Genomic DNA, 18,708 nt, shown 5'->3' with positions numbered 1-18,708 from the left:
CGCCCACCCAACGGGAACGCCGGGCGTGACATCATCGACGACGCCATGACTCAACCCGACTTCGCCACCCTGGTCAGCCGGTGGTTCCAGCAGCACGCTCGTGACCTGCCGTGGCGCGAGCCCGGGGTCACCCCGTGGGCCATCCTGGTCAGTGAGGTCATGCTCCAGCAGACACCAGTGGTCCGGGTGGTGCCGGCCTGGCAGGCATGGCTGGCCCGCTGGCCGGAGCCGGCCGCGTTGGCGGCGGACACCCCCGCCGAGGCGATCCGGATGTGGGGACGCCTCGGCTACCCCCGTCGGGCCGTCCGGCTACGCGAATGCGCGGTCGCGATCGTCGAACGGCACGGCGGCCAGGTGCCTGACCGGCTGGAGCAACTGCTGGCACTGCCCGGCGTCGGCACCTACACGGCGCGGGCGGTGGCCGCCTTCGCGTACGGGCAGCGGCACCCGGTGGTCGACACCAACGTACGCCGGGTCGTGTGCCGGGCGGTGGCCGGCGAACCGGACGCCGGGCCCGTCACCCGACCAGCCGACCTGGTCGCCACCGAAGAGCTACTTCCGACTGAACCGGCCGCGGCGGCGCTGGCCAGCGCGGCGTTCATGGAACTGGGCGCGGTGATCTGCACAGCTCGGTCACCGCGCTGCACGGCCTGCCCCGTCGAGTCGGTCTGCGCGTGGCGGGCGTCCGGCCAGGAGGCACCCGCCGGGCCCACCCGCCGGCCCCAGCGGTACGCGGGCACCGACCGACAGGTACGCGGCCTGCTGCTCGGAGTGCTCCGGGACAGCACCGGGCCGGTCCCGCACCAGCGACTGGACCAGGTCTGGACCGACGACGTGCAACGCGCCCGCGCCCTCGCCGGCCTCGTGCAGGACGGGCTTGTCGAACCCGCCGGCGCCGACGCCTTCCGCCTGGTCGGTGACGGCCCGTCCCTCCCCACCGCCGACCTCACCACCTGACCCGCCGCCCCACACCGCCGTACGCGCCGCGCACCCGTACGCGCCCGCCGTGCACCCGTACGCGCCGTGCACCCGTGCGCGCACGGGTGCACGTCACCCCAAGATCGTGCTCGATCCTGGATGTAGTGGTGTCGGGCGCACCGGATGCCACTACATCCAGGATGCTGCGCGATGTTGCCGACGGAGGCCCCCACCGGGAGCAAGGCCAGCGCCGAACTCGCTCCTACGCCAGACAACATCGGGGAAAGTGCTGCCTCCGGACGCCGCGAGGCAGCACTTTCCCCGATGTTGGGCGGATCTTGCCGGGTGTGGCGGCGGCTGTGAGCTGTGGGGGTGCAAGAAGGCGGGGCCCCGACGGCTTGCGCCACCGGGACCCCGCCCCTTGCTGGTTGTGTTACTCGTCCACGCCTGCGGCGGCGGTGCCAGCGGCGGTGCCCCCGAGGTCGGCCGGGACGGCGTCCGGAACTTCGACCGGCTTGTCCGAGCCCCGGAAGACGAGCTTGGACTTGTCGATGTCGTCCGGGTCGCCCTCGCAGTCGACCACAACGATCTGACCCGGGGTCAGCTCGTTGAACAGGATTCGCTCGGAGAGGTTGTCCTCGATGTCGCGCTGGATCGTGCGACGAAGCGGACGGGCACCGAGCACCGGGTCGAAGCCCTTCGCGGCCAGGTACTTCTTGGCGTTGTCGGTCAGCTCCAGACCCATGTCCTTGTTGCGCAGCTGGCCCTCGATCCGCTGGATCATGATGTCCACGATCGAGAGGATCTCGGTCTGGCGCAGCTGGTGGAAGACGATGGTGTCGTCGATCCGGTTGAGGAACTCAGGCCGGAAGTGCTGCTTGAGCTCGTCGTTGACCTTCTGCTTCATCCGGTCGTAGTTGGACTCGGAGTCCTCCGACTGCTGGAAGCCCAGCGACACCGCCTTGGCGACGTCACGGGTGCCCAGGTTGGTGGTCAGGATGATGACCGTGTTCTTGAAGTCCACGATTCGACCCTGACCGTCGGTGAGCCGACCGTCTTCGAGGATCTGCAGGAGCGTGTTGAACACGTCCGGGTGGGCCTTCTCGATCTCGTCGAAGAGGACCACCGAGAACGGCCGACGCCGCACCTTCTCGGTCAGCTGCCCACCCTCGTCGTAGCCGACGTAGCCGGGAGGGGCACCCACGAGCCGGGAGACCGTGTAACGGTCGTGGAACTCGGACATGTCCAGCTGGATGAGGGAGTCCTCGCTGCCGAAGAGGAACTCGGCGAGCGCCTTGGACAGCTCGGTCTTACCCACACCGGACGGGCCGGCGAAGATGAACGAGCCCGACGGGCGCTTCGGGTCCTTCAGGCCGGCCCGGGTACGCCGGATCGCCTTCGAGACCGCCTTGACCGCGTCCTCCTGGCCGATGACGCGCTTGTGCAGCTCGTCCTCCATGCGCAGCAGGCGCGAGGTCTCCTCCTCGGTCAGCTTGTAGACCGGGATGCCGGTCCAGTTGCCGAGCACCTCGGCGATCTGCTCGTCGTCAACCTCGCTGACGACGTCCAGGTCACCGGCCTTCCACTCCTTCTCCCGCTGAGCCTTCTGGCCGAGGAGCTGCTTCTCCTTGTCGCGCAGCTGGGCGGCACGCTCGAAGTCCTGAGCGTCGATCGCGGACTCCTTGTCGCGACGCACCTGGGCGATGCGCTCGTCGAAGTCACGCAGGTCTGGCGGCGCGGTCATCCGACGGATCCGCATCCGGGCACCGGCCTCGTCGATCAGGTCGATCGCCTTGTCCGGCAGGAAGCGGTCGGAGATGTACCTATCGGCCAGAGTTGCGGCAGCCACCAGGGCTGCGTCCGTGATCGAGACGCGGTGGTGAGCCTCGTAGCGGTCGCGCAGGCCCTTGAGGATCTCGATGGTGTGGGCCAGCGACGGCTCACCCACCTGGATCGGCTGGAAGCGGCGCTCGAGAGCGGCGTCCTTCTCCAGGTGCTTGCGGTACTCGTCGAGCGTGGTGGCACCGATGGTCTGCAGCTCACCACGGGCCAGCATCGGCTTGAGGATGCTCGCGGCGTCGATCGCGCCCTCGGCGGCACCCGCACCCACCAGGGTGTGGATCTCGTCGATGAACAGGATGATGTCGCCGCGGGTGCGGATCTCCTTGAGCACCTTCTTGAGGCGCTCCTCGAAGTCACCGCGGTAGCGGGAACCGGCGACGAGCGCGCCCAGGTCGAGCGTGTAGAGCTGCTTGTCCTTGAGGGTCTCGGGCACCTCGCCCTTGATGATCTTCTGGGACAGGCCCTCGACCACGGCGGTCTTGCCGACGCCGGGCTCACCGATCAGGACCGGGTTGTTCTTGGTACGGCGGGAGAGCACCTGCATGACCCGCTCGATTTCCTTCTCGCGCCCGATGACCGGGTCGAGCTTGCCCTCGCGGGCGGCCTGAGTCAGGTTGCGGCCGAACTGGTCCAGCACCAGGCTGGTCGACGGCGCGGCCTCACCCGGCGCGGCGCCCGCCGCGGCAGGCTCCTTGCCCTGGTAGCCGGAGAGCAGCTGGATCACCTGCTGGCGGACCCGGTTGAGGTCGGCGCCGAGCTTGACCAGCACCTGGGCGGCGACGCCCTCGCCCTCACGGATCAGCCCGAGCAGGATGTGCTCCGTGCCGATGTAGTTGTGGCCGAGCTGCAGCGCCTCGCGCAGCGACAGCTCCAGCACCTTCTTGGCCCGCGGCGTGAACGGGATGTGCCCGCTCGGCGCCTGCTGGCCCTGGCCGATGATCTCCTCGACCTGCTGACGGACGCCCTCCAGGGAGATGCCGAGGCTCTCCAGGGCCTTTGCCGCGACGCCTTCACCTTCGTGGATCAGGCCCAGCAGGATGTGTTCCGTACCGATGTAGTTGTGGTTGAGCATCCGGGCCTCTTCTTGGGCCAGGACGACAACCCGTCGCGCTCGGTCGGTGAACCGCTCGAACATGCCCTCGTGCTCCTCACGTGCCGTGCGCCTTGATGGTCAAGATCTTGGCGGGGCCGGTGCACGAACGTCCAGGACGGGCGTCCGTGCCTCCTTACTCTATCGTCGCTGACCGACTCAGCTGAGGTCGTGTGTCTCTGCTCTGGGTCGGTTGCACGTCGTTTTGAACAACCGTCCGCGCTCAGGAGCTGTTCCGGTAGCCCTGTCGCTACGCGCAGAGCGAAATCCGACTGGCTCGACGGAAGCCCGATCCGGGGTCCGGAAGCGCTCCGGGAGGCCCCGGGGGGCCGGATCGGCCGTCGCGACGAGCGCCGCGCGCGGCCCTGGGGGAGGTTGTCCACAGGCTGTGGATAGTTGTTCCACTGGTTGTGGACAACGTCGGTCGGCCCGGAATGCTTCCCGGCCCGCAACGGACCCAACGACGCCCCCGCGAACGGGCACGGCGCCGCCGACCCGAACCGGGCCACGCCGACCCTCAGCGGATACGGCGACGCCGGCCCGGAGGAGTCCTCCGGCCCGGCGTCGGTGTCGCCCGCGGTGGCAGCTGGCCACCAAACAGCTGACGGATCAGCGCTTCGCGTGGAACTCGTCCACGATCTCCTGGGGGATTCGACCCCGGTCCGAGATGTCCTTGCCGGCCTTCTTGGCCCACTCCCGGATCGCCTTGTTCTGTTCCCGATCGGCAGTCGCGCCACCCCGACCGCGGGCAGCCCGCCCGCCGATCACCACGCCACCCCGGCCGACCTTCGTGCCGGCACCGACGTACGAGGCAAATGCATCGCGCAATTTCGCGGCGTTGGCGCTCGACAGGTCGATCTCGTACTGAACGCCGTCGAGGGCGAACTTGACGGTCTCGTCCGCGTCCCCGCCGTCCAGGTCATCGACCAGCTTGTGAATGATCTGCTTGGCCACGTCCCACATTCCTTTCGAGCAGGGTGCTCCTGCTAACAGGAGCACAATAACCCGCGCGCCGCTCGCCGCGTCAATAGGACCCGGTTACGACTCGGCGTGCACCTGGGCGGGACTACTCCGGGCGGACCAACGGGAAGAGGATCGTTTCCCGAATTCCGAGCCCGGTCAGGGCCATCAACAGCCTGTCGATTCCCATTCCCATACCGCCGGCCGGCGGCATTCCATACTCCATCGCCCGGAGGAAGTCCTCGTCGAGACGCATCGCCTCGTCGTCGCCACGGGCGGCCAACTGCGCCTGGGCGACCAGCCGTTCCCGCTGCACGATCGGGTCGACCAGCTCGGAGTACCCGGTGCCCAGCTCGAAACCGAGCACGTAGAGGTCCCACTTCTCGGCCAGCCCCGGCTCAGTGCGGTGGCCCCGGGTGAGCGGGCTCGTCTCCTCCGGGTAGTCCCGTACGAAGGTGGGCGCCTCCAGGCCGGGAACGACCAGTTCCTCGAACAACTCCTCGGCCAGCTTGCCCGGGCCCCACTTCGGGTCCACGTCCAATCCCACCTTGTCCGCGTACTCCACCAGGCGGGAGCGTTCGGTGCGGACCGTGACCTCCTCACCGAGCGCTTCGGAAAGCACACCGAAGAGTGTCACCGACCGCCACTCACCACCCAGGTCGAACTCCCGTCCGTCGGCGTGGGTCACCACCATCGAACCGCTGACCGCGATCGCCGCCTGTTGCACGAGATTACGGGTCAGCTCGCCGATCGTGTCGTAGTCGCCGTACGCCTGGTACGTCTCCAGCATCGCGAACTCCGGCGAGTGCGAAGAGTCGACACCCTCATTACGGAAGTTGCGGTTGATCTCGAAGACGCGGTCGACGCCGCCGACGACCGCGCGCTTGAGAAACAGTTCCGGAGCGATTCGCAGATACAGATCGGTGTTCAACGCATTGCTGTGGGTCACGAACGGTCGGGCTGTCGCGCCTCCATGCAGCAGTTGCAACATCGGCGTTTCCACCTCGATGAAGCCCTGCCCGTGCAGTGAATCGCGCAGACTGCGTACCGCGGCGGCCCGGGTACGAACCATCTCCCGCGCCTGCGGCCGGACAATCAGGTCGACGTAACGCTGCCGGACGCGCGCCTCCTCGGAGAGGGGCTTGTGGGCCACCGGCAACGGTCGCAGCGCCTTGGCGGTCATCTCCCACTGCTGGGCCAACACCGACAACTCTCCCCGACGGCTGGTGATCACCTCACCGGTGACGCCGACGTGGTCGCCGAGGTCGACGAGACGCTTCCACGCCTCCAGCCGCTCCGGCCCGACCCGGTCCAGGGAGAGCATCGCCTGCAACTCGGTGCCGTCGCCGTCGCGCAGGGTCGCGAAGCAGAGCTTGCCCGTGTTGCGTACGAAGATCACCCGGCCGGTGACCGCGACCTGGTCGCCTGTCGCGGTGTCGGTCGGCAGGTCGGCGTAGCCCGCCCGGACCTGCGCCAGGGTGGCGGTGCGGGGGAAGCCGACCGGGTAGGGCTCGACGCCCTCGGCGAGCATCCGGTCCCGCTTCTCCCGGCGGACCTTCATCTGCTCGGGAAGGTCGTCGGCGGGGTCCACTGGCACGGGGTTCTGCTCGCTCACGGCACGCTTCCTCGTCACGGAGATACAGGGGGTCAGGCCCGAGCGTACTCAAGCGGCCCGGAGGCTGTTACCGGATAACCTGCCCGTCATGGTCGATCACACTCATGCCCTGTCGTTCGGTGCCGCCGCGAGTGATTACGACCGTTTTCGACCACGTTATCCCGAGGTCGCCGTTCGTTGGGCGCTCGACGGGCTGAGCGAGGCCCGGGTGGTCGATCTCGCGGCGGGCACCGGCATCCTGAGCCGCGCCGTGCTGGCCCTGGGCCACGAGGTCGTACCGGTGGAGCCCGATCCGGGGATGCGGGCGCAGCTCGCCGTCAGCACCCCGGGCACGACGGCGCTGGCGGGCAGCGCCGAGGCCGTGCCCCTGCCCGACTCGACGGCGGACGCGGTGCTGGCGGGCACGGCGTACCACTGGTTCGACCGGGAGCCCGCGCACGCCGAGATCGCCCGGGTGCTCCGCCCCGGTGGCACCTTCGCCCCGGTCTGGAACATCCGGGACGACAGCGTCGACTGGGTGGCCGAACTGAGCCGTATCGCCCACCTCGGGGACAAGTCGAGCAAGGTGGTCGTCGGCGAGTACCCCGGCTTCGGCCCCGCGTTCGACGCCATCGAGCAGCGGGAGTTCAGGCACCGCACCACGCTCACGCCGGACGAGCTGCTCGGCATGGTCCGCACCCGCTCGTACTGGCTGACCGCCTCCAGCGACGATCAGCGGCGGGTCGAGCGGGAACTGACCGACCTGCTGAACACCCACCCGGCCCTGGTCGGCCGGGACAGCATCGAGCTGCCGTACCGGACGCTGGTGCTGCGCGCCCGGCGACGGCACTGAGGCCGACCCGCACCGAGGCGTCACAGGTTGCGGTCGTAGACCATCCGCAGGCCGATCAGCGTGATCATCGGCTCGTGGTGGGTGATGCTGCGACACTCGTTGATCACCAGCGAGGCGAGGCCGCCGGTGGCGATCACCGCCCGCACCTCGCCCAACTCCTCGGTCATCCGCTCGACGATCCGGTCCACCTGCCCGGCGAAGCCGAAGTACAGGCCGGCCTGGAGGCACTCCACGGTGTTCTTGCCGATCACCGAGCGGGGCTTGGTGGCCTCGACCTTGCGCAGCTGCGCGGCCCGGGCGGCCAGCGCGTCGAAGGAGATCTCGATGCCCGGGGCGAACGCCCCGCCCAGGAACTCGCCGCGCTCGCTGATCACGTCGAAGTTGGTGGTGGTGCCGAAGTCCACAACGATCGACGGGCCGCCGTAGAGGGTGTACGCGGCCAGGGTGTTCACCACCCGGTCGGCGCCGACCTCCTTCGGGTTGTCGATCGCCAACTGCACCCCGGTCCGCACTCCCGGCTCGACCACGACGCTCGGCAGGTCGGCGTAGTAACGGCTCAGCATGGTGCGCAGCGACCGCAGAGCGGCCGGCACCGTGGAGCAGGCGGCCACACCGGTGATCTCGACGTTGTCCCCGGCGAGTAGACCCCGGAACATCAGGCCCAGCTCGTCGGCCGTCGAGCGGGCGTCGGTCTTGATCCGCCAGGAGTGCACCAGCTTGTCGCCGTCGAAGGTCGCCAGCACGGTGTTTGTGTTTCCGATGTCGATGCAGAGCAGCACGCACGCAGCCTAGACAACTAGTCGGTGCGCAGGTCCAGCGCGATGTCCAGGATCGGCGACGAGTGCGTCAACGCGCCCACCGAGAGGAAGTCCACGCCGGTGGCCGCGTACCGGCCGGCGACCTCCAGGGTCAGCCCACCGGTCGCCTCCAACTCCGCCCGGTCACCCACCGCGGCCACCGCCTCGGCCAGCACCTCCGGCGTCATGTTGTCGCAGAGCAGGAAGTCCGCCCCGGCCTCCACCGCCTCCACCGCCTCGTCGACAGTGGTCACCTCGACCTGAACAGGCACGTCCGGGAACGTCTCCCGGACCCTCCGGTAGGCCGCCGTGATCCCCCCGGCCGCCAACTTGTGGTTGTCCTTGATCATGGCCACGTCGTAGAGGCCCATCCGCTTGTTGGTGCCCCCGCCGGCCCGCACCGCGTACTTCTCCAGCGCCCGCAGGCCCGGCGTCGTCTTGCGGGTGTCCAGCACCATCGCCTTCGTGCCGGCCAGCGCGTCCGCCCAGGCGCGGGTGTGGGTGGCCACACCGGACATCCGGCAGAGCAGGTTGAGCGCCGTCCGCTCGGCCGTCAGCAGCAGCCGGGTCGGGCCGGTCACCGTCGCCAACACCTCACCGCGGGCCACCCGCTCGCCGTCGCGGGCCAGCACCGACACCTCGACGGTACGACCGAAGCCCGTCACCTCGCCCACCAGCTCGAACACGGCGGCGGCCACCGCCATGCCGGCCAACACCCCGTCCGCGCGGGCCACCAGGTCGGCGGTGTCGGTCTGCTCCGCCGGGATGGTGGCCACGCTCGTGACGTCCAGGAATTCCGGGCCCAGATCCTCGACGAGCGCGCCCTCGATGACCTGCCGTACGTGCGCCGGATCCAACCCGGCCGCCCGCAACGCCATCTCCGTCGACTCCGCCATCGTCGCCTCCTTCGTTCCCGACTCCGGGGCTCGCAAGATCGGCTCACTCCTCGCGCTCACTGGGCCATCTCCCACTGTTGCGTCACCCGGCCCTGCGCCCCAACCGCCCCGACCAGATGGCCCAGCCACCGCTCGTCGACCGTCGGGAAGTCCTCCCGCCAGTGGCAGCCCCGGGTCTCACCACGGGCGTACGCGGCCGCGACAAGCGTCGACGCCACGGTGAGCAGGTTCGTCGCCTCCCAGTCGGCGGTCCGCGGCCGGCCCCGGGAACCGCCCAGCTCGGTCAACGTCCCGGCCGCCTCGGCCAGCGTTGCCGCGGATCGGAGCACCCCGGCCCCCCGGGTCATCGCCCGTTGCAGGGTCGGCGTCACCTCCGCCGGCAGCACCCAACCGGTACCCCCACGCCAGGCGCCGGTGTCCGCCGGCTGGGCCTGCTCGGGCAGGCCGGCCGCGATGTCCTCGGCGATCCGCCGGGAGAAGACCAGACCCTCCAGCAACGAGTTGCTGGCCAGCCGGTTCGCGCCGTGCACGCCCGTGCAGGCCACCTCACCGCAGGCGTACAGGCCGGGGATGGAGGTGCGGCCGCGCAGATCGGTCCGGACCCCGCCGGAGGCGTAGTGGGCGGCCGGCGCCACCGGAATCAGATCGGTCGCCGGGTCCACGCCGATCGCCAGGCAGGACGCCACGATGGTGGGGAACCGACCGGCCAGGAAGTCGCCGCCCAGGTGCCGTGCGTCGAGGAAGACGTGGTCCGCGCCGGTGGTCAGCAGCACCCGGTGGATGCCCTTGGCCACCACGTCCCGGGGTGCCAGCTCGGCCAACTCGTGCTGGCCCACCATGAACCTCTTGCCGTCCGCGTCCACCAGGTACGCGCCCTCGCCGCGCAAAGCCTCCGAGACCAGCGGCTGCTGCGCGTGCCCCGCCCCGGGCACTCCCGCGCCGGACGGGGTGAGCAGGGCGGTCGGGTGGAACTGGACGAACTCCACGTCGGTCACCGCCGCGCCGGCCCGCAGCGCCAGCGCCACCCCGTCCCCGGTGGAGACCGCCGGGTTGGTGGTGGCCGAGAAGATCTGCCCCATGCCGCCGGTGGCGAGCACCACGGCACGGGCCAGCAGCGCGCCGACGCCGTCCTCGCTGCCCTCGCCCAACACGTGCAGGGTGATCCCGCAGGCCGGGCCGAGGCCATCCGGGCCGTCACCGGGCGCGCGCAGCAGATCCAGTACGAGAGCGTGCTCGACCAGCCGGATCCACGGGTCGCGCTGCACGGCGGCGTGCAGGGCCCGCTGCACCTCCGCGCCGGTGGCGTCCCCGCCAGCGTGCACGATCCGGTCCGCCCGGTGCCCGCCCTCGCGGGTCAGCATCAGCGAGCCGTCCAGGTGACGATCGAACTCGGCGCCGATCCGGATCAGCTCACGGAGCCGGGCCGGGCCCTCCTCGACAAGCACCCGGACCGCCGCCGGGTCGCACAGCCCGACCCCGGCGACCTCGGTGTCCCGGGCATGCGCCGCCGGGGTGTCGGCCGGGTCGAGCACGGCGGCGATGCCGCCCTGCGCCCACCGGGTCGAGCCGTCGTCGATGTTGACCTTGGTGACCACCGTGACGTGCAGACCCGCCTCACGCAGGTGCAGCGCCGCGGTCAACCCGGCCACACCGGAACCCACCACGATCACGTCAGTGGTCTCCACCCAGCCGGGCGCGGGCGCGGCCAGCAGCGCGGGCAGGGCAGGCAGGTCGACGGTCGGTAGGTCCATCCCCCCAGTCAACCCGAACCATCCTCGCCCCGGGCGGCGGGGGCGGGACGAGTGTTTTGGGCGACCCCGTCCGGCGCGCGCCGCGCCGAGGCGAACCGTCCGGCCGTGGTCACTTCGTCCGGACCGGGAGACCAGCCGGGCCCGCGCCCCTCAGCGAGGCGGTCACCGTACGCTCGCTGAGCCACAGATAGCAGCGGACGCCCCGATCACCGACCTTCCACCGCCCCGCCCCCGGCGGCCGGACCACCACACCGCTGCGGAAGCGCAGCCTGGCGTCGTCCGGCACACCCGTGTACCGGGCGAGGGCGCTGCGACAGCCCGCGTAGAGCGGCGCCCAGTCCGCGTCCCGGGTGGGGTACGCCACGTCCGGCGCGCGCCACACCCCGACGAACTCGGCGTCGTGCTGTTTGCCGCACTCCACCGGAAGCAGCGTCTGCACACCCCGGCCGGCGCCACCGCGGGTCTGCTGGCAACCGAGGCGCAGCCCGGTGGGCCCCTTCAACGCGTCCCGCAGACTGCCCGAACGGACCACCACGGTGGCCGCCGCCTCGACAGTGGTCAGCTCGGTGAGGTCGCAGCGGAACCATCGGGAACCCGCCGCCCAGCCCGGCCCGTTGGGCAGCGCCACCGACAGCCGCAGCCGGCCGGACCGCCAGTCGTCACCCACGTAGCCGGTCGCCCGGGTGTCGCACTCGGCGAACGCCCCCCGCAACTCGACCGAACCGCCCGCCGGAGCTGTCGCCCGCTCGACCGGGAACGCACCTACATGGACGGTCTCCAGTCGGTGCGGGCCGGCGCAGTCCACCGGCTCATAGCCGGCCAGGCTGACCAGATCGGTGAAGTCGGCGGCGTGACACACACCGGCGGCCGGGGTGAACGCCGACGGCGTCGGCAACGCCGCCCAGTCGTCGGTCAGATCACCGTCCAGACCGCCGGACCCGGCACAGCCCACCAGCAGCACTGCCGTGGCAACAGCGGCGAACAGCGTCGTCATCGCACTGCGCATAGCGGCCTCCCCCAGCCACCGGCCAGCTTCCGCCAGCGCGCACAGGGTAACCGGAAATGACCTTCCGGTGACAGACCGGAATCGCGGTACGCGGGATCAGACTCCGGACACGGCCAACGGACTGGGCACCGGGTTTCCAGCCGTGCCGGGCGCCGCCGCAGCCGGATCCGCGCCCAACTCGATCACCCGGTTGTCGGCGTCGACGTGCACGACCCGTGGCCGGTAGGACCGCGCCTCGGCGTCGTCCATCTGGCCGTACGAGATGAGGATGACCAGGTCACCGGGGTGCACCAGGTGCGCGGCGGCACCGTTGATGCCGATCACGCCGCTGCCCCGCTCGCCCGGGATCACGTACGTCTCCAGCCGGGCGCCATTGGTGATGTCCACGATCGCCACCTGCTCGCCGGGGAGCAGGTCGGCGGCGTCGAGCAGGTCCTCGTCCACAGTCACCGAACCGACGTAGTGCAGGTCGGCCTGGGTCACCGTGGCTCGGTGGATCTTCGACTTGAGCATGGTCCGCAACATCGGGGTGGCCTTTCGCGGGAATGGTGGAGGGTGGCGTACGGCCAGGTCAGGCGCGCGGGGCGAGGTGGATCGCCGCGTTGTCGATCAACCGGGTGGCGCCCACCCACGCGGCGATCACCAGCCGGCCCGGCCCGGACACCGGCCCCGGTTCCAACTCGGGATCGGTGAGCACCAGGTAGTCGAGGCGGGCACCGGGCGCACCGGCGCCGAACGCGGCGTGCGCGGCGGTCAGCACCGCCCCCGCGTCCAGACCGTCGTCGGCGGCCCGCGCACCGGCCCGCAGCGCCGCGGACAGACTCAGCGCGGCGGCCCGCTCCGGCTCGCTCAGGTAACGGTTACGGCTGGACAGCGCCAGCCCGTCCGACTCCCGGACGGTCGGCACGCCGACCACCTCGACCGGCACGTCCAGGTCGCGGGCCATCCGCCGGACCAGGGTGAGCTGCTGGTAGTCCTTCTCGCCGAAGAACGCCAGGTCCGGTTGGGTGAGCTGGAGCAGCTTCAGCACCACGGTGAGCACGCCGTGGAAGAAGCCGGGGCGGCTCGCCCCCTCCAGCTCGGCGCCGAGCGGGCCCGGATCGAGGCGTACGCGGGGCTGCCCGTCCGGGTACATGTCCGCCACCGACGGGGCGAAGACCAGATCGGCGCCCGCCCGCCGGCACACCTCCAGGTCGGTGTCGAGGGTGCGCGGGTAGCGGTCGAAGTCCTCGTTCGGCCCGAACTGCAACGGGTTCACGAAGATCGTCACGAGCACGTGGTCGGCCTGTTCCCGGGCCGCGCGCAGCAACGTCTCGTGCCCGGAGTGCAGCGCGCCCATGGTCATCACCACCCCGACCGTGCCCTTCAGCCCCGCCCGGGCCTCAGCCAACTCGGCCCGCGTGTGCACCACCTGGGTCATGGCGACACCTCGGTTCGCGACTGCGGGGCTCGCAGAATCGGCTCACTCCTCACGCTCACGCGGCCACCTCCCGACCGCTGTCGGCCAACACGCCGAGCAGCGACTGTGCGTCCACCGGTCGCAGCCGGCCGGCGGCGATCGCCCGGTCGGCGGTACGACGGGCCAGCGCCAGGTACGCGGGGACGGACTCCGGTGCGGTGGCCGCCAACCGGGCCAGGTGCCGCTGCACGGTGCCCGCGTCACCGCGGGAGACCGGGCCGGTCAACGCGTCGTCGCCGAGCCGCAGGGCGTTCTCCAGGGCGGCCCGCAGCAGCGGGGCGAGCACCTTCTCCGGCCGGGACACCCCGGCGTCCCGCAACCGGTCGGTCGCCTCGTTGACCAGGGTCACCAGGTGGTTGGCGCCGTGCGCCAGCGCGGCATGGTAGAGCGGGCGATCCGCCTCGGCCACCCACTCGGGCACGCCACCAAGGTCGGCGACCAGTCGCGCAGCCGGTGGGCGCAACTCCGCCGGGGCCGTCACCCCGTACGAGATTCCGTCCAGCCGGGCGAGGTCGTCAGGCGTACCGGTGAAGGTCATCGCCGGGTGCAGGGCGAGTGGCCGGGCACCGGCCGCGACGGCCGGCCCCAGCACGGCCAGGCCGTGCGCTCCCGAGGTGTGCGCGACGATCTGACCCGGGCGCAACGCGCCCCGCTCCGCGAGGTCGGCCACCACACCGGCCAGCCTGTCGTCCGGTACCGCGATCAGCAGCAGGTCGTCGGCGGCGTCGGCCACGGCGGCGACCGGACGACGGGGAACCTCGGGCAACAACAGGGCGAGGCGGGCGCGGCTGGCTCCGGAACTGCCGGAAACGGCGACCACCCGGTGCCCGGCGGCGGCGAGCGCGGCGCCGAGCACGGTGCCGACCCGACCGGCGCCAACGACACCGACGGTGAGCAGACGGGAGGTGGCGCGGGCGCCGGGAACGGCGCGATCCCACGAAACGGCAGGCCCCTGTGGGGCGGCCGGACGCGGGCGCAACGGTGCGCTCATGACGACGATCCAGTCCTCGAGAAGGGGTACCGGTCGATCGCAAGTATGCGCCCGGCCCACCGAACCCGGACAAGCATGTGTGAAAACCTTCACCACCGAAGGAGAGGCCCCTGTCAACGCCTTCCGTGGGACGACGTGATGGCGCTCAGCTCGGTGGCCACCTCGGCGATCAGGTCGGCGAGGGAGGCCTCGCTGTCGGTCGCGACCCAGCGGGCGTACGCCACGCGGAAGACCGTGCCACCCGACTCGGTGGCCAGCGTGGCCGTGGTCTCGTCGAGGCCCTTGGCACGGAGGGCGGCGGTGACGGCGGCCGACAGTGCGCGTGATTTGCGCAGCTCACGCTCCTGCAGCTCCGGGCTGCTCTCAATGATCGACTGGCGCATCCGGACCTGCTCGCGGCGGTCGGCGAAGATTTCCACGGCCATCTGACGGAAGGCCGCGATGACCGCCTCGAAGGGGGAGGCGTCCGTCTCGGCCACCACCTTGACCAGGGCCTCCTCCACGCGCTCGCTGCCGCTGAAGAGAGCCTCGCGCTTGTCGCCGAAGAGCCGGTAGAAGGTGCGTTTGTCGAGGCCGGCACGGGCGGCGATGTCCGCGACCGTGGTCTGCTCGAAGCCGCGCTCACGGAACAACTCGAAAGCGGCCGCCTCCAAGCGGCCGCGCGCGTCTGGTTGCCAGCGAGCCATGCCGCGATGGTATCCGATGTCACGCTGCGACATTATTTTCCCCTGAGCCATGTCACGTGGCGACATCACGAGGTACGGTCATGTCGCAAGGTGACATGCCCCTACCCACGAAGGACTGCCATGCGCGTATTCGTCACAGGTGCCTCCGGCCATCTCGGCTCCGCAGTCGTGCCGGCACTGCTCTCCGCCGGCCACGAGGTCGTCGGCCTGGCCCGTTCCGACACGTCCGCCGCCGCGATCGAGAAGCTTGGCGCCGAGGCACGCCGCGGCGATCTGTCGGACCTCGACATGCTCTCTGCGGAAGCAGCCAAGTCCGACGGGATCATCCACCTGGCGTTCCGCCACGACCTCATGCTCGACGGCGACCTGGCCGGCGCAGCCAAGGCCGACCTGGACGCCCTCAGGGCAATCGCCGACGGCCTGGACGGCTCCGGCAAACCCCTGGTCGGCACGAGCGGCACAGGCATGCTCGCGATGGGCGGCATCGTCGGCCGCCCCGGCACCGAACACGACACCTTCCCGAGCGGCTACCGGATCGACGCGGAGAACCTCGTGGCCGGCTTTGCCTCTCGCGGCGTGCGCTCCTCCATCGTCCGGCTCGCGCCCACGGTGCACAGCTCGCTCGACCGCTACGGCTTCATCCCCGCCATCATCGCTGCCGCCCGGCAGAAGGGGTACGCCGCGTACGTCGGCGAGGGCAGCAACAGGTGGCCGGCCGTGCACACCCTCGACGCGGCCGAGCTCTACCGGCTGGCCCTCGAAAAGGCCCCGGCCGGTGCGCGCCTGCACGGAGCCGCCGACGAAGGAGTTTCCTTCCAACACATCGCCGCTGCCATCGGCCGCAACCTCGACATCCCGGTCCGAAGCATCGGCCCCGACGAGGCAGACGACTACTTCGGCTTCCTCGGCGCGTTCGCGCAGATGGACAACCCGACGTCGTCCGCGATCACGCGGGACCTGCTGGGTTGGGCCCCTTCCCACCCCGGCCTGATCGCCGACCTGGACGAAGGGCACTACTTCCGGGCGTGAACCACGAAGGACCGCCCGGACCGTAGGGTCGGCACGGTGACGCACCCCGAAGTCGGAGTCAGCTGATGTCGATCCTGTGGCGGGACGCCATGAGCCGGGCCCTCTACGGGCCGGACGGTTTCTTCGTGAGCGGTGCGGGGCCGGCCGACCACTTCCGCACCAGCGTGCACGCGTCGCCGGCCTTCGCCACCGCCCTGCTGCGCCTCGTCACGGAGGTGGACGCCGCCCTCGGCCACCCCGACCGGCTCGACGTGGTGGACGTCGGGGCCGGGCGTGGGGAACTCCTGCAAAGCCTGCTGGGGCTCGTCGCGTCTGGGGGCGGCGTCGGGGTTGCGGTGGGGATTTCCGGGGAGCCCACCCGCTCCGGGCGGTCAGGCTTGATCCCTCCGCGGGCGGGCTCCCCGGAAACCCTGACTCCCACAGCCTCCGTGCGTCGGTCGCCCGACGAGCCGTCGGCGGTCACCGCCCGTCCGCCACTCGCGGACCGAATCCGCTTCACAGCAGTCGAGTACGCCCACCGCCCCGAAAACCTGCCCGAAGAGATCAACTGGACAGCCGAGATCCCCACCGGGATCACCGGAGTGCTACTGGCCACCGAGTGGCTGGACAACGTCCCACTGGACGTGGCGGTACACACCGAAGACGGCTGGCGATATGTGCTGGTCGACCCCAACAGCGGTGCCGAATCAATCGGTGAGCCGGTCAGCCCTGATGATCATGATTGGCTCACGAAGTGGTGGCCCAGCCCCACGAGCCAGCCCAGTACGGACGGTGACCCGAACCCGGGGGCGACCTGGTCAGGCGCGACAAGCGAAACCCCCCACAACAACCACCGCGCAGAGATCGGACGGGCGCGGGACGAAGCGTGGGCGGCAGCGGTGCGGAAGATCGAGCGGGGCATGGCGGTCGCGATCGACTACGGGCACCTGCGCGACGACCGGCCCGGGGGCGGGACATTGACCGGGTACCAGGCTGGGCGGCAGGTGCCTCCGGTGCCGGACGGGTCGAGTGACGTGACCGCGCACGTCGCCATGGACTCGGTCGCCTCCGCCGGCGCGGCGGTCGCCCGGTGCGCGTACTCCCTTGTCTTGCAGCGGGAGGCGCTGCGGGCGCTCGGGGCCGACGGCGGGCGACCGCCGCTCAGCCTGGCCGGCACCGACCCGGTCGGCTACGTGCGGGCACTGGCCGCCGCGTCGGCGGTGGCCGAGCTGACCGACCCGGCCGGGCTCGGCGGGCACCTGTGGTTGCGCCAGCCGGTCGGCATCCCGCTCGGGCCGGCCGTGGCACGATGACTGGCATGACCACCGACGCCGGGGACCTCCGTGAACTGACCGTCGGCACCGGGGCCGGCCTGGTAGCCGGCACCGGTGATCAGCAGCTCGGCACCGACATGGTGCTGAACATCGGCCCGCAGCACCCCTCCACCCATGGCGTGCTGCGGTTGAAGCTGGTGCTCGACGGCGAGCGGGTGGTCGCCTGCGAACCGATCGTCGGTTACATGCACCGGGGCGCCGAGAAGCTCTTCGAGGTGCGTGACTACCGGCAGATCATCGTGCTGGCCAACCGGCACGACTGGCTCTCGGCGTTCTCCAACGAGCTGGGTGTGGTGCTCGCGGTGGAACGCCTGATGGGCATGGAGGTGCCGGAGCGGGCCACCTGGCTGCGGATGGCCCTCGCGGAGCTGAACCGGGTGCTCAACCACCTGATGTTCCTCGGCTCGTACCCGTTGGAGATCGGGGCCATCACGCCGATCTTCTACGCGTTCCGGGAACGGGAGACCATCCAGGCGGTGATGGAGGAGGTCTCCGGCGGCCGGATCCACTACATGTTCAACCGGGTGGGTGGCCTCAAGGAGGAGGTGCCGTACGGGTGGACCGGGCGAGCCCGCGCGGCCATCGGTGAGGTCCGCCGCCGACTGCCCGACCTGGACCACCTGATCCGGCGTAACGAGATCTTCCTGGCCCGTACCGTCGGCGTGGGCGTGCTGTCCGCAGCGGACGCCGCCGCGTTCGGCGCGTCCGGGCCGGTGGCCCGGGCCTCCGGGCTCGACCTGGACCTGCGCCGCGACGACCCCTACCTGGCGTACGACGAGCTGGACGTGCCGGTGGTCACCAAGACCGCCGGGGACTGCCACGCCCGTTTCGAGGTGCTGCTCGACCAGGTGTACGCGTCGCTGGACCTTGCCGAGCAGTGCCTCGACCGGGTGGACCAGCTGACCGGGCCGATCAACACCCGGCTACCGAAGGTGCTCAAGGCGCCGGAGGGGCACACGTACGCCTGGACGGAGAACCCGCTCGGCATCAACGGCTACTACCTGGTGTCCCGGGGTGAGAAGACGCCGTGGCGGTTGAAGCTGCGCACCGCCTCGTACGCGAACGTGCAGGCGCTGGCCACCCTGCTCCCCGGCTGCCTGGTCCCGGATCTGATCGCGATCCTCGGCTCGATGTTCTTCGTGGTCGGCGACATCGACAAGTGACCCGAGCCGCCTGACCGGTCACCGCCAGCGGTCGGTGGGTGGCGTCCCGCCGGCACGCGGTACGTCGTCCTGGGGCGGGTAGCCGTAGCGCTCGTCGACCCGCCGCCGGCCGGTCCGCTCCGGAGCGGGTTCCGCCTGGTCGCCGCGTTGGCGCGGCGGACGCCACTCGTCCGGCACCGGCACACCCCCCACCGGCAGCGCGGGTCTTCCCGGCTCGGCCCGCCGGCCATCGTCGCGGCGACGTGGTTCCTCATAACGGCCGGCGTCCTCGTGACGACGCGGCTCCTCGTGACGACGCGGCTCCTCGTGACGACGCGGCTCCTCGTGACGACGCGGCTCCTCGTGACGACGCGGCTCCTC

General features: G+C 70.9%; 16 protein-coding genes and 1 pseudogene. 5 read left to right on the top strand and 12 right to left on the bottom strand.

Features of this window, described 5'->3' with window-relative positions; translation table 11 throughout:
- The first annotated feature begins 45 nt into the window (after nucleotides 1–45).
- A complete protein-coding gene (locus ACLQ3B_RS14985; RefSeq protein WP_425781137.1) occupies nucleotides 46–957 on the top strand; it encodes an A/G-specific adenine glycosylase in 912 nt (303 codons plus the stop codon).
- Between the two features lie 394 nt (nucleotides 958–1,351).
- Here the strand turns inward: ACLQ3B_RS14985 and ACLQ3B_RS14980 are convergent, their stop codons facing one another.
- The 3 genes from ACLQ3B_RS14980 to lysS form a co-directional block, all read right to left on the bottom strand.
- Nucleotides 1,352–3,895 (bottom strand): ATP-dependent Clp protease ATP-binding subunit, encoded by a 2,544-nt coding sequence (locus tag ACLQ3B_RS14980; RefSeq protein WP_203125971.1) that lies wholly within the window; start codon nucleotides 3,893–3,895, stop codon nucleotides 1,352–1,354.
- 564 nt (nucleotides 3,896–4,459) lie between these two features.
- A complete protein-coding gene (locus ACLQ3B_RS14975) occupies nucleotides 4,460–4,804 on the bottom strand; it encodes a histone-like nucleoid-structuring protein Lsr2 (protein WP_036392792.1) in 345 nt (114 codons plus the stop codon).
- 112 nt (nucleotides 4,805–4,916) lie between these two features.
- On the bottom strand, nucleotides 4,917–6,425 hold the full coding sequence (lysS, locus tag ACLQ3B_RS14970) for a lysine--tRNA ligase (RefSeq protein WP_425781134.1): 1,509 nt from the start codon (nucleotides 6,423–6,425) through the stop codon (nucleotides 4,917–4,919).
- An 88-nt stretch (nucleotides 6,426–6,513) separates the two neighbouring features.
- Here lysS and ACLQ3B_RS14965 point away from each other — a divergent pair, with 88 nt between their 5' ends.
- On the top strand, nucleotides 6,514–7,257 hold the full coding sequence (locus tag ACLQ3B_RS14965; protein ID WP_425781132.1) for a class I SAM-dependent methyltransferase: 744 nt from the start codon (nucleotides 6,514–6,516) through the stop codon (nucleotides 7,255–7,257).
- 20 nt (nucleotides 7,258–7,277) lie between these two features.
- On the opposite strand, the gene ACLQ3B_RS14960 is transcribed toward ACLQ3B_RS14965, so the two are convergent.
- The 8 genes from ACLQ3B_RS14960 to ACLQ3B_RS14925 all read right to left on the bottom strand — a co-directional run bounded on the left by ACLQ3B_RS14960 (nucleotide 7,278) and on the right by ACLQ3B_RS14925 (nucleotide 14,843).
- A complete protein-coding gene (locus tag ACLQ3B_RS14960) occupies nucleotides 7,278–8,036 on the bottom strand; it encodes a type III pantothenate kinase (RefSeq protein WP_091403191.1) in 759 nt (252 codons plus the stop codon).
- A gap of 17 nt (nucleotides 8,037–8,053) precedes the next feature.
- Nucleotides 8,054–8,950 (bottom strand): carboxylating nicotinate-nucleotide diphosphorylase, encoded by an 897-nt coding sequence (gene nadC / locus ACLQ3B_RS14955; protein ID WP_425781130.1) that lies wholly within the window; start codon nucleotides 8,948–8,950, stop codon nucleotides 8,054–8,056.
- A 56-nt stretch (nucleotides 8,951–9,006) separates the two neighbouring features.
- Nucleotides 9,007–10,701 (bottom strand): L-aspartate oxidase, encoded by a 1,695-nt coding sequence (locus tag ACLQ3B_RS14950; RefSeq protein ID WP_425781128.1) that lies wholly within the window; start codon nucleotides 10,699–10,701, stop codon nucleotides 9,007–9,009.
- 109 nt (nucleotides 10,702–10,810) lie between these two features.
- Nucleotides 10,811–11,707 carry a septum formation family protein gene (locus ACLQ3B_RS14945; RefSeq protein ID WP_425781126.1) on the bottom strand — a complete coding sequence of 299 codons (897 nt, stop codon included), beginning with the start codon at nucleotides 11,705–11,707 and terminating at the stop codon, nucleotides 10,811–10,813.
- 96 nt (nucleotides 11,708–11,803) lie between these two features.
- On the bottom strand, nucleotides 11,804–12,232 hold the full coding sequence (gene panD, locus ACLQ3B_RS14940; RefSeq protein ID WP_030327945.1) for an aspartate 1-decarboxylase: 429 nt from the start codon (nucleotides 12,230–12,232) through the stop codon (nucleotides 11,804–11,806).
- 46 nt (nucleotides 12,233–12,278) lie between these two features.
- Entirely contained in the window at nucleotides 12,279–13,127 is an 849-nt protein-coding gene (panC, locus tag ACLQ3B_RS14935; protein WP_425781124.1) for a pantoate--beta-alanine ligase, read from the bottom strand.
- A 55-nt stretch (nucleotides 13,128–13,182) separates the two neighbouring features.
- Nucleotides 13,183–14,157 carry a Rossmann-like and DUF2520 domain-containing protein gene (locus tag ACLQ3B_RS14930; protein WP_425781122.1) on the bottom strand — a complete coding sequence of 325 codons (975 nt, stop codon included), beginning with the start codon at nucleotides 14,155–14,157 and terminating at the stop codon, nucleotides 13,183–13,185.
- Between the two features lie 113 nt (nucleotides 14,158–14,270).
- Nucleotides 14,271–14,843, bottom strand: a complete 573-nt coding sequence (locus tag ACLQ3B_RS14925) for a TetR family transcriptional regulator (RefSeq protein WP_425781120.1) — start codon at nucleotides 14,841–14,843, stop codon at nucleotides 14,271–14,273.
- Nucleotides 14,844–14,963: 120 nt separating this feature from the next.
- Between ACLQ3B_RS14925 and ACLQ3B_RS14920 the strand changes: the two genes are divergently transcribed.
- The 3 genes from ACLQ3B_RS14920 (at nucleotide 14,964) to ACLQ3B_RS14910 (ending at nucleotide 18,348) form a co-directional block, all read left to right on the top strand.
- Nucleotides 14,964–15,872: an SDR family oxidoreductase gene (locus tag ACLQ3B_RS14920; RefSeq protein WP_425781118.1), complete on the top strand. Its 909-nt coding sequence runs from the start codon at nucleotides 14,964–14,966 to the stop codon at nucleotides 15,870–15,872.
- A 65-nt stretch (nucleotides 15,873–15,937) separates the two neighbouring features.
- The gene (locus tag ACLQ3B_RS14915) at nucleotides 15,938–17,164 is read left to right on the top strand and encodes an SAM-dependent methyltransferase (RefSeq protein WP_425781117.1); all 1,227 of its coding nucleotides are present in this window, start codon (nucleotides 15,938–15,940) and stop codon (nucleotides 17,162–17,164) included.
- Nucleotides 17,161–18,348 carry an NADH-quinone oxidoreductase subunit D gene (locus ACLQ3B_RS14910; RefSeq protein WP_354882539.1) on the top strand — a complete coding sequence of 396 codons (1,188 nt, stop codon included), beginning with the start codon at nucleotides 17,161–17,163 and terminating at the stop codon, nucleotides 18,346–18,348. The genes ACLQ3B_RS14915 and ACLQ3B_RS14910 overlap by 4 nt, the downstream gene beginning before the upstream one ends.
- A gap of 18 nt (nucleotides 18,349–18,366) precedes the next feature.
- Here ACLQ3B_RS14910 and ACLQ3B_RS14905 read toward each other — a convergent pair.
- Nucleotides 18,367–18,708: pseudogene (locus tag ACLQ3B_RS14905) on the bottom strand (hypothetical protein); the annotation flags it as partial.

Origin of the sequence: Micromonospora sp. DT53 (assembly GCF_049841535.1) — a bacterium.
GTDB lineage: Bacteria > Actinomycetota > Actinomycetes > Mycobacteriales > Micromonosporaceae > Micromonospora.
The sequence above is the reverse complement of the archived record's forward strand: the minus strand, read 5'-3'. Positions and strand labels throughout refer to the sequence as shown.